The sequence below is a fragment of the Niveispirillum fermenti genome (assembly GCF_052474395.1).
In genome coordinates, this window is the sequence record NZ_CP156678.1 from 187,836 (window position 1) to 204,285 (window position 16,450).

General features: G+C 67.7%; 11 protein-coding genes. 7 read left to right on the forward strand and 4 right to left on the reverse strand.

Annotated elements, in window-relative coordinates; genetic code table 11:
* Positions 1-37: 37 nt before the first annotated feature.
* The 6 genes from ABC728_RS00805 to ABC728_RS00830 all read left to right on the forward strand — a co-directional run bounded on the left by ABC728_RS00805 (position 38) and on the right by ABC728_RS00830 (position 9,790).
* Positions 38-3,757: a PAS domain S-box protein gene (locus ABC728_RS00805; RefSeq protein ID WP_416618808.1), complete on the forward strand. Its 3,720-nt coding sequence runs from the start codon at positions 38-40 to the stop codon at positions 3,755-3,757.
* Positions 3,754-4,716, forward strand: a complete 963-nt coding sequence (locus ABC728_RS00810; protein ID WP_416618807.1) for a diguanylate cyclase domain-containing protein — start codon at positions 3,754-3,756, stop codon at positions 4,714-4,716. Before ABC728_RS00805 ends, ABC728_RS00810 begins: the two co-directional genes overlap by 4 nt.
* 141 nt (positions 4,717-4,857) lie before the next feature.
* On the forward strand, positions 4,858-5,865 hold the full coding sequence (locus ABC728_RS00815; protein WP_416618806.1) for an asparaginase: 1,008 nt from the start codon (positions 4,858-4,860) through the stop codon (positions 5,863-5,865).
* A 116-nt stretch (positions 5,866-5,981) separates the two neighbouring features.
* Positions 5,982-7,391 carry a hypothetical protein gene (locus ABC728_RS00820; protein ID WP_416618805.1) on the forward strand — a complete coding sequence of 470 codons (1,410 nt, stop codon included), beginning with the start codon at positions 5,982-5,984 and terminating at the stop codon, positions 7,389-7,391.
* Positions 7,392-7,448: 57 nt separating this feature from the next.
* Positions 7,449-7,931, forward strand: coding sequence for a hypothetical protein (locus ABC728_RS00825; RefSeq protein WP_416618804.1), 483 nt, complete (start codon positions 7,449-7,451; stop codon positions 7,929-7,931).
* A 20-nt stretch (positions 7,932-7,951) separates the two neighbouring features.
* A complete protein-coding gene (locus ABC728_RS00830) occupies positions 7,952-9,790 on the forward strand; it encodes a GMC family oxidoreductase (RefSeq protein ID WP_416618803.1) in 1,839 nt (612 codons plus the stop codon).
* Between the two features lie 60 nt (positions 9,791-9,850).
* Here ABC728_RS00830 and ABC728_RS00835 read toward each other — a convergent pair whose 3' ends face one another.
* The 4 genes from ABC728_RS00835 to ABC728_RS00850 all read right to left on the reverse strand — a co-directional run bounded on the left by ABC728_RS00835 (position 9,851) and on the right by ABC728_RS00850 (position 15,312).
* The gene (locus ABC728_RS00835) at positions 9,851-10,486 is read right to left on the reverse strand and encodes a class I SAM-dependent methyltransferase (RefSeq protein WP_416618802.1); all 636 of its coding nucleotides are present in this window, start codon (positions 10,484-10,486) and stop codon (positions 9,851-9,853) included.
* Positions 10,487-10,656: 170 nt separating this feature from the next.
* On the reverse strand, positions 10,657-13,338 hold the full coding sequence (mutS, locus tag ABC728_RS00840; protein WP_416618820.1) for a DNA mismatch repair protein MutS: 2,682 nt from the start codon (positions 13,336-13,338) through the stop codon (positions 10,657-10,659).
* 120 nt (positions 13,339-13,458) lie between these two features.
* Positions 13,459-14,025, reverse strand: a complete 567-nt coding sequence (locus ABC728_RS00845) for a PAS domain-containing protein (RefSeq protein WP_416618801.1) — start codon at positions 14,023-14,025, stop codon at positions 13,459-13,461.
* Between the two features lie 111 nt (positions 14,026-14,136).
* Complete coding sequence (locus ABC728_RS00850; RefSeq protein ID WP_445376296.1) at positions 14,137-15,312, reverse strand: acyltransferase family protein; 1,176 nt, start codon at positions 15,310-15,312, stop codon at positions 14,137-14,139.
* An 80-nt stretch (positions 15,313-15,392) separates the two neighbouring features.
* On the opposite strand from ABC728_RS00850, the gene ABC728_RS00855 reads away from it, so the two are divergent.
* The gene (locus ABC728_RS00855) at positions 15,393-16,325 is read left to right on the forward strand and encodes a LytTR family DNA-binding domain-containing protein (RefSeq protein ID WP_416618799.1); all 933 of its coding nucleotides are present in this window, start codon (positions 15,393-15,395) and stop codon (positions 16,323-16,325) included.
* Positions 16,326-16,450: the final 125 nt, after the last annotated feature.

Consider the following 16,450-nt stretch of genomic DNA (forward strand, 5'->3'; position numbering starts at 1 on the left):
CGGCCGGGGCGTGGCACCGGATGCGGGGGATGGTGTTGTGCGTTTTCTGAGGCGTATCGACGAGGAAGGGGTCAGCCCCCGCCTCACCTTGCTGCTGGTGGGCGGGTTGCTGTTCCTGGTTCTGGCGGCGGCGGGGCTGGCCGGTCACGCCGTCCGGGAAAAGCGCCTGGCGGAAACGGAACAGCGTCTGCGCGTTCTGGCCCAGCAGCGGGCGAACCAGATGGTCCGCACCATCGATGACTGGCGCAGTCAGGTGCGCTTCATGTCCCTGACGCCCCCCGTGGCCGGCCTTGCCCGTGCCGCCGCCAGCAACGGGTTCGACGAACAGGAGCACAGCAGCGCGGATTTATGGCGAAAGCGGCTCGGCGCCATCTTCTCCGGCTTTGTCGCCTCGCGGCAGGGCGTGGTGCGCATCAGCTACATCGCCACGGCGACCGGGGCCGAACTGGTGCGTGTTGATGCCTCGGACATGGACATGGGCATGGCCGATGGCGGGGATGGCGATGCCTATCTGATACCAGACCTGTTGCACCGCGACCGCCGGGACGCCTTCGTATCCGACCTGGAGCTGGCAAGGCGCAACAAAGCGGTGGATCTGCCGCGCCTGCCGCTGCTGCGCGTGGCCCTTGCCGTTCCCGGCCCGGACGGGAACATGTATGGCGTCCTCGTCATCGCCATCGACGCCCGCCGCCTGATGGCGGAGGCAACGGCCGACCTGAACCCCTCACTGCGTTTCTATGCCATGAACGCGCGGGAGGATTTCCTGATCCATCCCGATGCCGCACAGACCTTCGGCTGGGCCTTCGGACAGCCCCACCGCTGGACGGAAGAGTTCCGTCCCGTGGATGCCTTGAACGAAAGATCGGCCATGGTCAGCTACGAGACGCCGGACGGCCTCGTGCATGCCGTGCGTCACCGTGTGGCGCTGGACGACAATGACCCCGGCCGCTTCCTGACCATTGCCGTGGCGGTCCCCGATGCCATGATCGAAACCGACGTACAGACTGCGCGCCTGTGGGTCGTCACCTTCGGGGTGATCCTGATCGGGGTGGTCGGCCTGCTGCTGGGTTTCTGGCGGGGGTCGGCGCAGCGCAGCCGGCGTTCACGCACTCGCGACGCCTGGCTGGGCGCCATCGTTCAAAGTGCGCACGACGCCATGATCGGTCTGTCGCGCGACGGCGAGGTGACAAGCTGGAACCCGGCCGCCGCCGCCCTTTTCGGGATCAAGGCCGATCGTGCCCTGGGCCGGGCCACGACCGATCTGATCGTCCCCCCGGCCCTGGCGGGGGAGGAGGCGGATGCGCTGAACCAGGTCATCCGCGGCACGCCCGTGCTGGACCTCACCACCCGCCGCCGGCATACCGACGGCCGCATCATCGATGTCAGCGTGTCTATCAGCCCGGTCCATGACCAGGGCCGGGTGTCGGGCGCCGCCATGATCATCCGTGACATCACGGGGCAGGTCGCCGCCGAGCAGAACATCCGGATGCTGAACGCACGGCTGGAACAGCAGGTGCGCGACCGCACGCAGGAGATCGAGTCCCTGGCCGCTCTGCGCAACGCCGTGCTGGAACATGCCGGGTCCGGCATCATCGCGACCGACCGGTCGGGCACGATCAGCCTGTTCAACCCGGCCGCTGAGCGGCTTTTGGGTCACAGTGCCGGGGAACTGGTGGGCAAGGCGACACCAGCCATGCTGTGCGACCCGGCCGAGCTGTCGGCCCGGCGGATCGACCCGGCACAGGGCCCCGGCAGCTTCATGGCCGGGGCCGGACAGGGCGGGCCGGATACACGGGAATGGACCCTGCTGCGCAAGGACGGGCTGCGCGTGCCCGTGCTGCTGGCCGCCACGGCCCTGCGGGACGGCGGCGGGACCGTCACGGGCTATCTGGCCGTCATCAGCGACCTGACGGCCCAGCGGCAGGTGGCCGAACGCCTGCGTGAGGCGCTGACCGCCGCCCAGTCGGCGGCGCGGGCCAAATCCGCCTTCCTGGCCAATATGGGGCATGAGATCCGCACGCCGCTGAACGGCATCGTCGGATCGTCCCACCTGCTGCTGCGCGAGGCGGCTGCGGACAGTACCCAGCATGTGCTGGCCGGCAATATTCTGCGGTCCGCCACGGCCCTTTCGGCCATCATCAACGACATCCTGGATTATTCGCGCATCGATGCCGGCCTGCTGCGGCTGAATGACGAGCCGTTCCGCCTGCGCGACCCGCTGGACGGCGTCGTCGACCAGGTCGCACCGGACCTGAAGGCCCGCAACATCGCGCTGAAACTGGACCTGGACCCGGCCCTTCCGGGTCATGTCACGGGTGATGCCAGGCGGTTGCGCCAGATCCTGGACAATCTGGTCGGCAACGCCGCCAAGTTCACCCACACCGGATCCGTCGCCATCGGGGTACGCCAGACGGGCCGCGCCGGCGGCCGGGTGGGGCTTGCCATCCAGGTCAGCGATACCGGCATCGGGATGAGCGCGCACCAGACGGCCCGCCTGTTCCAGCCCTTCAACCCCGGCGACGCCAGCCACCAGCGCAACCATAGCGGCGCCGGGCTGGGTCTGGCGCTCACCTACCGGCTGGTTGTGCTGATGGGTGGGAGCATCCGTGTCGACAGCCGGCAGGGCCAGGGCAGCCGCTTCACCATCGATCTCAGCCTGCCCGTCGCCGCCGATCCGGCCCCGCTGCCACCGGCTCCCGCCGCTGCCGATGTCCTATCCGGTGCGCGCATCCTGGTGGTGGAGGATAACGAACTGAACCAGATGATCGCACGCGGCTTTCTGCAGCAGGCCGGTGCCGAGGTGCATCTGGCCGATGACGGGGCCGCGGCCATCGCTTGCGTCACCCGTGCGGCGTTCGACTTGATCCTGATGGATGTGCAGATGCCCGGCATGGACGGGCTGGAGGCCACCCGTGCCATCCGCGCCCTGCCCAACGGTCAGGCGATCCCTATCCTGGCCCTGTCGGCGGCCGTGCAGGAAAGCGAATTGCAGGGCTGCCTGGACGCCGGGATGAATGACCACATCCCCAAACCCTTCGCGCCAGAGCAACTCCTGTCCACCCTGCGCCGCTGGCTGGCTGGTGCTGTCCGCGTTTCCGGTACAGCCGGGGATGCCGGGTCCAAGGCCCCGCCGGCGGGGGGCCAGGAGCCGGCACCGGAACCCGGACAGCAGCCGGCCGCGTCCCCCGTCATTCCCGGCATCGACCTGGAACAGGCCATGGGCCGCGTGCTGGGCAACCGTGCGCTGCTGGACAGCGTCCTGGACCATTTCGCCGAACGGTTCAGCAGCCTTGGGGGGCGGCTGAAGGGCAGGCTGGCCGAAGGGGATTGGGAACAGGCCGCACGCAAGCTGCATGACCTGCGCGGTGCCGCGGGCAATATCGGCGCCGTGGAGATCAGCCGCCAGGCATCGCTGCTGGAAACCGCGCTGCGCCGGGATCCCCATGACAGCGAGCTGGGACCGGCAACCGACCGGTTGATCCTGGAGATGGAGGCGCTGTGCAAGGCCATCCGCGCCCGCCCCAGGGCTCAGCGCCCCCCGCCGGCCGTCCCCGCCGGGGATGCCGCGCTGGACCTCGATGCGCTGCGGCTTTCCCTGCGGTCGCGCAGTCTTTCAGCCCTGGATATATTGTCCAGACAGGAACATGCCTTGACCGATCGGCTGGGCGCCGACAAGGTGCAAGCCTTGTCAAAGCTTGTTGACGGGCTGCGCTATGGCGAGGCGCTGGCCCTGCTGGACGCGGAGTTTTCCCTGTGACCGCCCTTCTCTTCATGGCGCACGGTGCCGCACCGCGATCCCGCATCCTGATCGTTGATGACGATGTCGGCACCATCCGTCTGCTGGCCCAGGTCGTTACGGGGCTGGGTGATGTCGTCTTCGCCACGGGCGGGGCCGATGCCCTGGCCGCCGCCCGCGACGAAAGCCCCGACATCGTCCTGCTGGATGCAGAGATGGAGGGGATGAACGGGTTCGAGACCTGCGCGGCTCTGCGCCTTATGCCGGGAATGGAGGGCGTGCCCATCCTGTTCATCACGGCGCACAACGACGCCGCATCGGAAGTGCGGGCGCTGGAGGCGGGCGCGGTCGATTTCATCGCCAAGCCCTTCAACGCGCGCATCGTGGAAGCGCGCGTGCGCACCCATCTGACCTTGAAGCAGCGCAGCGACGCCCTGCTGCGGCTGGCCACCATCGACGGGCTGACCGGCATCGCCAACCGCCGGCAGTTCGATGCCGTGCTGGTGCAGGAGGTGCGGCGTCTGGCACGCGGCACGGCGCCGCTGTCGCTGGCCCTGCTGGATGTCGACCATTTCAAGCTCTACAACGACCATTATGGCCATCAGGCGGGGGATGACTGCCTGCGCGCCGTGGCCCGCGCCATGGCCGGCACGGCCCGCCGGGCCGGCGATCTGGTCGCCCGTTTCGGCGGAGAGGAATTCGCCGTGCTGCTGCCCGGGTGCGACCCGGCCCAGGCCCGGACGATGGCGGAGGGGCTGCGCCGCACGGTCAGCGACCTTGCCCTGCCGCATGCCGCGCGGCCGGGCAAGGGGCATGTCACGGTCTCCATCGGGGTCGCCACCATGCTGCCGCCACTGGCCGGCACAGAGGCGTGGACCTCCCATGCCAATACGCTTGTCGCCGATGCCGACCGCGCGCTGTATCAGGCAAAGGCCCGCGGCCGCAACCGTGTGGCCGGCGGTGATCCCGCCCCCGCCTGAAGAGACATTGGGGCGGGGCACCGGTGGATGAGGGTGCCGGCCCGGCAGGTTTCCACGGCCCGCGCGCTGGCCTTTAGTCTTATTTTGTCATACTGTCCGACAAACAAGCCACTTTCCGCTTATATGGGGAGCCCCCTTATCATGGACGGCCAGGCCGGACCGACGATCCTCTACCTTCTGGGCGGCACAATCCTTTCGGTGGCCGGCAGCGCCAGCCCGGCCGACAGCGCGCCCTTGTTGCGGGCGGCGGGCGTCACCGCCGATGGTCCCGACGATGCGGATGTAACCATCGTGCCCCGGCGCACCGTGGGCAGCCAGAACCTGACCCTGGCCGACATCACAGGCCTGGCCGCCGACATCGCGGACCGGCACGCTGCCGGCGCACGCGCCTTCGTTGTGGTGCAGGGGACAGACACGATGGAGGAAACATCCTTCCTGCTGTCCCTGCTGGTCCCGGCCGATGCGGCCATCGTGCTGACGGGTGCCATGCGCACGGCGGATGCGCCGGGGGCGGAAGGGCCCGGCAACCTGCGCGACGCGCTGGTCGCGGCCCGGACGTTGCCCCGGCACCTGCCCGGCACCTTCGTCTGCATGGCCGGTGAACTGCACGCGGCGCGCTTCGTGCGCAAGATGGATGCCGGGCGGGTCGGGGCCTTCGCATCACCCGGCTTCGGCCCCGCGGGCACCATCGTCACAGGCCGGCTGCGCCTGTCCCAGGCCCCTCTGCCGGCGCCCGGCCCGTTATCCTGGCCGGCCGGTGCCCGCATCCCGCGTGTGGGGTTGCTATCGGTGACGCTGGACGCCGATGCGCTGCACGCCGCCGCCTTCCAGGACCCCGCCTGGGGCGGGCTGGTGGTGGAAGCCATGGGGTCCGGCCATGTGCCCGAGGCGCTGGCCGCCCCGCTGGCCGCCATTGCCGCGACCCGGCCGGTGCTGCTGGTCAGCCGCTGTCCCCAGGGCGACACCGACCCGCATGGCACCTACCGGGGCACGGGCACGGCGGCGCATCTGCTGGCCAGCGGACTGATCGATGGCGGCAACCTGGACGCGCGCAAGGCACGGCTGCTGCTGACGGTGCTGCTGGCCGGCGGCGGCCCGGCTGCGGTACGTCCCGCCATGGCGCCATGGGCCGGAATCGGGTTCATATGATTCCACATCAACAACAAAGGGTTTGAATAATCATAAAACCATTTAAACGCTAAACTTGCATATATCCCCTTATTCATGCCACCTTTCGTATATCCAATCCATCGGAGGGAACGAAGGTGCGCATGCTCAACCTGCCGGCCCTGGCCCTGACGGGCCTGGGGCTGCTGCTGTCCGGCCCGGCCGCATCCCTGGCGGCCGGCACGCCCGACCCTTATTCCCAGCCGGCGACCTGCAACGCAAACACGCGCGCCGACCCGGCGGCCCTGTCGCCGCTGATGCCCTGCGACGTGCCGACCAGCGGCGACAAGAACGACCCGACGCTGATCCAGCAGAGTTTCGACACCTTCTCCTGGCAGAGCTTCGTGGCGCTCGCCTCGCCGCTGGATGGACGGACGGCGATCGGCCAGGGGGCGGGCCCCGGCGGTGATGCGCCCGCCGCGTGGCAGGGCTGGGCCGATGCGCTGACCATCATGACGCCCGACCCGCCGGCCTGGGGACAGGTGGCGCCGCCGCCGGCCGCCTGCGCGGCGCTGGTGGACGGCACGACGCCGATGATGAGCATGGTTGGCAAGACCCCCGATCTGCTGGAGGCGGCCGACCAGCCCTTCGACACCGGTCCCCTGATCGACCAGAACGGGCTTTACGTCCGCTATCAGATCCTGATCAACAAGCCGATGTACGATTTCATCATCGGCAACAAGCTGAACACCCGCGCCGGGCAGGCCGCCTACAAGCCGACGCAGACACCGCCCAATGCCACCCGGCCGATGATGACCTTTCCCGGCGGGCTGGTGACGGGGTCCGTCACGCCGGGCCAGCCCGTGGCCACCGCCCCCGGCTATGACGGTGCCGTCATGCTGAAGCTGGCCTGGAAGGTGATGGGCCGCACCGATGATCCCGCCACCTTCCACACCATGGATGCGCTGGTCTACACAAAGGGCGCCACACCGGACAAGGATACCTGCCAGAAGCAGAAGATGGGGCTGGTGGGCCTGCATATCGGCAATAAGGTCCAGCGCTTCCCGCAATGGGTCTGGTCCACGTTCGAACATGTGCGCAACGTCCCGCAGGCCGATGATGTGGCGCGCCTGAAATCCACGGACACGTTCAATTTCTACCGTGTCGGCTGTTCGCCGGCGGATTGTCCCGTGAACAAGCCGCCGCCGCACCCCTGGAACCCCGCCGTCCAGCCCTTCCCCAACGGGTACAAGAGCCAGGTGACCCGTGTGATCGCCCTGGTGGAGGCCTACAAGCAGATGAATGCCAAATGGCAGGCACCGCTGAAAGGGTCGGTCTGGGCCCATTATATGCTGATCGGCACGCAATGGCCGACGCAGCAGAACAACAAGGCCAACCCCACGGGCTTCCCCTTCCCGCAATTCCTGGCCAACACGACCATGGAAACCTACATCCAGGGCACCGTGCCGCAGAGCAGCAGTTCCTGCATCTTCTGCCACAACAATGCCGTGGACACGGCCGGCACGCCGTCCGACTTCACCTATATCCTGGAGCGCGCGGCCCCTTGAGCCCGCGCGCGTTCCCGTCACACCCCCACGCCCCGATGCGCGACGGAGAGCCCCCACATGACCAGTTCCACTCCCCCAACCCCGGCGGAGATCGATGATTTCATCGCCCTGTCGGGTGTCCTGACCGGTATCGATCCGGGCCTGCTGAAGCCGGCCTTTCCTGTCAACGACGTGTACCTGCAGATCATGAATGCGGCCCGGTCCGACGGCATGGTCTACAAGCTGCTGATCGATGTCTTCAAGATCGATCGCGCCACCCACATGAGTGACGCGGCGATTGTGGAAAAGATACTGAGCGACACGGGACCGAGGGGCCTGCTGGCCAGATCGATCATCCTGGCCTGGTACAGCGGGACATGGCACCGGCCGGCCGGCCTGTACAAGGGCGGCATCAGCTATGTCCTGTCGGCCGATGCCTATACGGCCGGCTACATGTGGCAGGTGGCGCAGGCGCATCCCATGGGCTCGGCCGATTATCCGTTCGGCTATTGGAACAGCCCGCCGCCGCCGCTGTCCGATTTCATCACGGTCACGTCGTGACGCCAGGGGGAGACCGCAAGATGACCGACAGCAGCAACAGCACCGCCACCCCCGCCTATGACGCCGTCATCATCGGGTCCGGCATCGCCGGGGCCATGATGGCCAAGCAACTGGCCCTGGCCGGCCGGAAGGTCCTGATCCTGGAAGCGGGCGACGAGATGCCGCCCAACGTTAATGACTATATGGAGCGGTTCTTCCTGTCGCCCGCGAAGGTGCCGGAATCGCCCTATACGCCGGACCTGTTCAGCGATAACGCCACCTTCACGCTGACCGATCCCACCACGCTGAACGCGCCGCGGCCGACCGTGCTGACCAACGGGGCCCGCAACTGGCAGAATGCGCGGCAGGCCTATCTGATCCAGAAGGGGCCGCTGGCCTTCGGCAGCACCTATGAACGGATCAATGGCGGCACCGCGCGGCACTGGCTGGGCACCTGCCTGCGACACGTGCCCAATGATTTCCAGATGAAGACGGCCTATGGCGTGGAAACCGACTGGCCCGTCACCTATGCCGAGTTGGACGTCTGGTACGGCGAGGCGGAAAGGGAGATCGGGGTTTCGGCGGACAAGGCGGACCAGACCTATCTCGGCATCACCTTTCCGGCCGGCTATGAATATCCCATGCCGGCCCTGCCCAACACGATGGTGGATCAGTATGTGGCCGCCGGGGTGGATGGCAAGACGCTCGACGGCAATCCGGTCAAGGTCACCATCACGCCCGCCGCCCGCAATTCCCGCCCCTATCAGGGGCGGCGGGCCTGCGGCGGCAATACCAACTGCATCCCCATCTGTCCCATCCAGGCCAAATATGACCCGTCCGTGACGCTGAAGGCGGCGCTGCAGACGGGCAATGTCACGATCCAGTACAACAGTGTCGCCGTATCGGTGAATACGGGCGGCTATGGCCAGGACATCACGGGCATCGACTGGGTGCGCTATGATGGCGCCAGCGGTCCCGTCGTGGCCCGCGGCACCGCCACGGCGCATACCTATGTGCTGGCGGCCCATGCCATCGAAACGCCCAAACTGCTCCTGATGTCCACCAATGGCGGCCGCACGCCGGGCGGGGTGGGCAACAGCAGCGATCAGGTGGGCCGCAATCTGATGGACCACCCGCTTTATCTGGCCTGGGCCAAGGCCTCGTCGGATATCTATCCCTATCGCGGGCCGCTTTCGACCTCGGGCATCGAAAGCCTGCGCGACGGCGCCTTCCGCAAGGATCGGGCGGCCTTCCGGATCGAGATCGGGAACGAGGGCTGGAATTTCCCCTATGGCGACCCCGACCGGTCGCTGATGCAACTGGTCACGGGCCAGGACAATCAGGGCAACCGCACGGGCCCCGGCATCGGCGGGGCGGCGCTGGTCGCGGCCTTGAACGGGCTCTACACCAAGCAGTTCCGCATCGGCTTCCTGGTCGAACAGACGGCCGATCCCGACAACCGCGTCACCCTGTCGGCGCAGTACCGCGACCATCTGGGCCTGCCCCGCCCGGAAATCCATTACAGCTTGTCCGACTATACCAAGAAGGGGTTCGAGGCGGCGCGCAAGGCGGCAGACCAGTTGTTCGACTGGATGGGGGCCGAGCAGGCGACCGACAAGAACCCCGCCGACGGGCCGCAGACCTTCACCTATAATGGCCAGAAATACGCCTATTCGGGGGCCGGCCATATCGTCGGCACCTGCCGCATGGGCGACGATGCGAAGACAGCCGTGGTCGACAGCGAGTTGCGCTGCTTCGACCATCGCAATCTCTATATCCTGGGCAGTTCCACCTTTCCCACCATCGCCACGGCCAACCCCACGCTGACCATCGCCGCCATGGCACTGCGCGCGGCCGCCACGGTACTGAAAACCGCATGAAGGCAGCGGCTTCCGGCTTTGATCCTGCAGGGTCGAAGCCGAAAGCCGCGCTGCACCCGCTCAATGCATCTGATAGACGCTGGTCTTGATGATGCCGCTTTCCGACGGGACGGCACAGAGCAGATATTCGACCCGGGGTTCCAGATAGAAGGGATGGGACAGCAGGTCCAGCCCGCTCCCGGCCTGCATGCGCGTATAGCCGCCCGTCGTGATATCCAGGTTGGGCGTGAATTTCCGGTGAACCGGTGTATGGTCGGTGAAGATGATATATTTGAATTTCTTGAACTTCGGCAGAAGCTTCAGGATATCGGCATTGCTCAGATGCTGAAGCACCTGGCGGATGATGATGATTTCCGCCTGCGGCAATTCCTCCACTGTCGCATCGATACAACGGAAATCGACATTCAGATCCTTGTACTGCTGCTTATGGCTTTCGATCAGTTCCGGCACGATGTCGCAGGCCGTGTATGCCGCGAAATAGGGACGCAGCCTGGAACCGACCTTGAAGTCGCCGCAGCCGAAATCGACCACGCTCTGCTTCTGGCCGATGGCGTTGAGGAAAAACAGCACGGCCCGGCAATAAGGCAGCACGATATCCGGGTCGACACTGCCCAGGCCGCTGCAAAATCCGGATTTGTCTTTTCCCCAAATCTCGCTTTTGTAAACGTCCTGGAAGATTTTCTGTGTTTGCGTCATGCAATCGCCCATTCTGAGATGCTCATGCCGAGCGTCGATGAGTAGAACTCATCGACGCTCGGCATGGCGGCGACCGCCGCCGCGCGGCCCATGTCGCGTGAAGCCAAGCCGACGGATGTCGGCGCCGGCAATCCTTGCAATCCCCATATGATTTTCCCGCCCGACGCTTGTCAAGCAGGTTGGCCACCCCCGCCGGCTCCCAGCAGGCCCCGCAGCCGGTACAGCGCGTCCAGCGCCTGACGCGGGGTCAACTCGTCCGGATTGATATCGCGCAGCTCGGCCTCCACCAATGATGATTCCGGTTCCGATACGACCTGCCGCGGCGGCGGCCGCGCCCCCATGGCGGCAAACAGCGGCAGGTCCTCGGCCAGGCGGGCGGCGGCGCTGGCCTGATCCCCCTTCTCCAGTATCTGCAACACCTGTTCCGCTCTCGAAATGACTGCCTGTGGCAATCCGGCCAGGCGCGCGACATGAATGCCATAGGATCGGTCGGCCGCGCCGGCCGCCACCTCGTGCAGGAAGATCACCTCGCCCTTCCATTCCTTGATCCGCATCGTGTGGCAGGACAGGTCGGGCAGCTTGGCGGACAGGGCGGTCAACTCATGGTAATGGGTGGCGAACAGGCCCCGGCAGCGCGCCGCCTCGTGCAGATGCTCCACGCAGGCCCAGGCGATGGACAATCCGTCGAATGTGGCCGTGCCGCGCCCGATCTCGTCCAGGATCACCAGGGAATGGCGGGTCGCCTGGTTCAGGATGGTGGCCGTTTCCACCATCTCCACCATGAAGGTCGACCGGCCGCGGGCCAGATCGTCGGCGGCGCCGACGCGGCTGAACAGCTTGTCGACGGTGCCGATGCGGGCGGCGCGGGCGGGCACGAAGCTGCCCATCTGCGCCAGCACGGCAATCAGCGCGTTCTGGCGCAGGAAGGTCGATTTACCCGCCATGTTGGGGCCGGTCAGCAGCCATAGCCGCCCGCCCGGCGACAGGTCGCAATCATTGGCCACGAAGGGGCCGCCGCCGGCCTCGGCCAGGGCCTGTTCCACGACGGGATGCCGGCCGCCCCTGATCTCGAACGACAGGTCAGCGGCCATTTCGGGCCGGCACCACCCGGCATCGACGGCCAGATCGGCCAGCGCCGTGGTGACATCCAGCGTGGCCAGCGCGCGGGCCGTCACGGCAATGGGATCGGCCAGATCGATCACCGCCCGGGCCAGTTGCGCGAAAATCTCCAGTTCCAGGGCCAGCGACCGGTCACCGGCCTCCGCCACCTTGCGTTCCAGTTCGGACAGGGCGACCGTGGTGAACCGCACGGCCCCCGCCATGGTCTGGCGGTGGATGAAATCGGCCCTGTGCTTTTCCGACATAAGCTTGTCGGCATGGACGGCCGTCACCTCGATGTAATAGCCCAGCACGTTATTGTGCCGGATCTTCAGGGACGGGATGCCCGTCTGCTCGACATACTGCGCCTGCAGGTTGGCGATATGGCGGCGGCTGTCGTCGCGCAGCATGCGCAACTCGTCCAGCGGTGCGGAATAGCCGGACGCCACGAACCCGCCGTCGCGCGCCAGCAACGGCAGGTCCGGTCCCAGCGCGCGCGACAGCAGGGCGATCAGCCCCTCGTGATCGGCACCCGGACCGCCGGCCAGGCCGACAGCGATGCGCGCCAGCCCCGGCGGCAGCGGCATGGCAAGGCCACCATCGCCGTAGGCCAGGCGCCCGCGCAGCGACACGGCGCGTTCCAGCGCATCGCGCACACAGGCCAGGTCGCGCGGGCTGCCGCGGTCCAGGGTCAGGCGGGACAGGGCGCGCTCCACATCCGGCGTGCGGCGCAGTTCTTCACGCATATCGACGCGCAGCGCCGTCTCGCCGGCCAGATGGGCCACCATGTCCAGGCGTCGGTCGATGCGGGCCGGGTCGGTCAGCGGGGCCGACAGCCGGCCGGCCAGCAGCCGCGCGCCCGCCCCCGTCACAGTCCGGTCGATGGCGGCCAGCAGGCTGCCCTTGCGGTCACCCGTCAGGGTGCGGGTCAGTTCCAGGTTGCGGCGCGTGGCGGGGTCGATCTCCATCACCTGGCCGGCGGGCTGGCGGCGGGGGATGTCGAAGCGCGGCAGGCGGCCCTTCTGCGTCAGCTCCACGTAATCGACCAGCGCGCCGGCCGCCGCCACCTCGGCCCGGCTGAAGGCGCCGAAGGCGTCCAGCGTACCGACATTGTAAAGCGACAGCAGGCGCTTGCGCCCGTTCTCGCTGTCGAACCGGGGATTGGGTTGCACCGTCAGGCGCGCGCGCCATTCATCCCACAGCGGCCCCATCCCCTCGGCGGCGAAAAGCCGTTCCGGCAACAGCAGTTCCCCCGGCGACAGCCGGGCCAGCAGCGAGGCCAGGCCGTCCCTTTCCACGGGGCACAGGGTCAGTTCGCCTGTGGACAGGTCCAGCCAGGCCAGGCCGCCCTCCCCCCCGGCCTCGGCCAGGGCGGCCAGGTAATTGTTGGACCGGGCATCCAGCAGCCCGTCCTCGGTGATGGTGCCGGGGGTGACGACGCGCACCACGTCGCGCCGCACCACCGACTTGCCGCCGCGCTTGCGGGCTTCGGCCGGATCCTCGGTCTGCTCGCAGATGGCCACGCGGAATCCGGCCCGGATCAGGCGGGACAGATATTGCTCATGGCTGTGGACGGGCACGCCGCACATGGGGATATCCTCCCCCTGGTGCTGGCCGCGCCGCGTCAGGGTGATATCCAGCGCGCCGGCCGCCTGGACCGCGTCATCGAAGAACAGTTCGTAGAAATCGCCCATGCGGTAGAACAGCAGCGAGCCGGGATGCTGCCGCTTGATGTCCAGATACTGGGCCATCATGGGGGAAATGGCGGCGGCGGAGCCGCCATCGGAACGGGTTTTGCTGCTGGTCGTCACGGGCGGGGGATCATCTGCGGTGCCGGGAAGGGCCGCCACCCTAGCACCGGGATGCACCCCGCATCAAACCGTCAGCGTTTCCGCGGTGAAGCCCGTCACCGCATCTTCCAGCACCTCCACCCCGGGGCGCAGCAGCAGCATGGGTGTGGCGCGGCGCAGGCAGGTGCCGCTGATGCCCGACAGCAGCATGTCCACCCGGCCGGGCCGGTTGCACAAAGGCAGGAACACGGCATCCAGCCGCAGGGGCCCGCGCGGCCCATGCAGCGTGGCCGACGTGGCCACGGGGGTCGCGGTGCGGCTGGCATGGTCCATCCAGTGGCGCCAATGGTCGCCCAGCCGCGCCGGCCACGCCGCGCGCAGGGTGAGCCCCGTCAGCGGGCGGCCGAACAGCCCGTCCAGGCCCGTCCCCACCAGCCGGTAGCGATAGTCATCCTCCAGCACATCCAGCAGCATCAGCCAGGGCAGCAGCGGCCGCATCTCCGCCGGGTCCAGATCGTGACGGCGGGGGGCATCCCCCGCCGGCCCGCGCTTGCCGGCCCAGTAGTCGACCAGTTCGCGCAACCGCCGGTCCCCGGCGGGTCCGGCCGGCCGCGCAACGGCCCTGTCCTGCATGTCGGCCACGCCTGTCACGATCGCATTCCCCCGGCCCCGTTCTTGGCCCATTGCCGGTTCCAACCCCGAACCGGCCGGTGCCCATCATGCGGGGCGAGGTGTAAAGATTCCCTTGATGGATGTCGGCTATCACCGCACGCCCAGCAACGGGCCCAACACCCCCACCCGCCGCGCCAGCTCATAGGTGGCAAGGCAGGCCGTCAGCGTGGCGGCGATGATCAGGCCCAACTCGGCCACCCCGGACAGGGCGAACGGCGTCAGCATGTGGCCCGCCACGACGATGGCCGTCTGATGGATGATATAGAAGGGAAAGACCCCCGCCGACAGATAGCGCAGCACGGGGCCCGACCGGTTCAGGTGGCGCCGGGCAAAGCCCAGCACGGCCAGGATCATGCACCATTGCTGGACCGCATAGACCACGCGGCTGGCCATCCGCAGCCCCTCGCCCGGCGGCTCTGCGGCGTCATGCCAGAAGGTCAGCGCGTACCAGACATAGAGCGCCCAGGCCAGCAGCCCGAGGCCAAGGCTGGCCCAGCGCAGCACGGCCAGCCTGTCGAACAGGTCCGCGTTACGGGCAATGGCATATCCGGTCACGAACATGCCAAAGCTAAGGGCGTGATTGTACCAGTCCCAGACCAGATTGTGCGTGATGGGAAACCGGTCCAGCAGGGCGATGCGCAGCAGGGCCAGGACGATGACGGGCACCAGCAGCAGGCCAGGCCCCCGCAGGCGGACGCCCTGTCCCAGCCGCGCCAGCCAGCGCCCGGCGCCCAGCGACAGCAGCAAGGCCAGCAGCAGCGTATAGACCAGCAGATAGGCCACGAACCACATATGGTTCCAGGTGGGCAGAATCAGACAATCCTCCCCCCGGCAGAAGGACTGATCGAAGCTGAGATAGCGTACCCAGAAGGCGGCGAACCCGTCAGCATAGCCCAGCTTCTCCACGACCTCGAAGTAGGGTTGCGGCACGACCAGCACGGCCATGACGAACAGCAGCGGGATGCCCAGGCGCGAAAGCCGGGTGCGCGACAGGGTGCCCGGTCCCATGCGGTCGGCCATGAAGCGCGTGGCCACGCCCGACACCAGGAACAGCAATGACAGGCGCCACGGGCTGGACAGCAGCATCAATGGCTCCAGCGTCGGACCGGCATGGCGGCTCTTCACATGCCAGTCCCAACTCACATAGAACATGCCGACATGGTAAAGGATCAGCAGGCCGAAGGCGCCGACCCGGACCCAGTCCAGGAAGGGCAGGCGCTGGCCGCTGGCGGTCGTGACGGATGGGGCAGGGCTTGTCGTCGTCATCTTCATCATCATCGGGTTCGCGGGAAACGGGTGCCGGCTCCCGCTTCTGGCGGCGCCGGCACCGGCGGGGCAAGGTGCCGGTGACGGACGGCACCCGCGGCGACGCGGCCGGGACGAACGGCACCCCATCCGGGACGGGCGGCTGGCGGCCCTATCTGATGCCCTATCTGATGCCCTATCTGATGATAGTGCTGCTGACGCTGGCCTTCTGCCTGGTCAACATCCTGTCGGCCTGGGATGACCGGAACTGGCCGGTCTGGCTGCCGGTCCTGACCGAGACCAGCAGCAGCGTGGTCATCCTGGCACTGGCCTGGCTGCCGGGGCTGGCGCTGGCCCGCGCACCGCTGGGCCGGCCCTGGTGGCGGGTGCCGCTGGTGCATGGGCCGGCCTTCCTGGCCTTCACCCTGCTGCACACGGCCGGCATGGGCCTGCTGCGGGAGGGGGCATCGGCCCTGTTCGACCTTGGATATGATTTTCCCATCACGGGCGGCGTGCTGGTCTATGAAGCGCGCAAGGATTTCATGACCTATCTGCTGCTGGCCGGCATCTTCCTGCTGTTCGGCCACGGCCGGCCGGCGGCACACTTGGCGGAGCCGGGCGGGGCACCGGACGCGGCAGGGATAGCGGGCACAGCCGGGCCGGCGCCGAACCCGGCGCGCGCGCAGGAAACAATGCCGGGGCCGCCCCTTTTCGATATCCGCGACGGGGCCCGGCTGTGGCGTGTGGATGTGGCCGACATCCTGGCGGTACGGTCGGCCGGCAATTATGCCGAATTTCTGCTGGCCGATGGCCGCCGGCTGCTGATGCGGTCCACACTGACCCAGTTGGCGGGGGAATTGTCGGCCCATGGCCTGTTGCGCACGCACCGGTCATGGCTGGTCAATGCCGCGCATGTCCGGGCCGTGGCGCCGGACGGGTCGGGTGACCAGACCCTGACCCTGTCGGGCGGGCAGTCAGCCCCCTTGTCCCGCCGTTTTCCCGAAGCATTGGCAGCCCTGCGCGGGCAGGGATAGGGCCGGGACGCGAAGGGCCTCCCGCCAGCAGTGCCTGCGGACAGGTTCCGCCGGAAACGGAAATGCGGAAACGGAAATGCCGGCCAGGCCGGCCGGCATCCGTGCTGCGAAACCTTCCGAAAAGG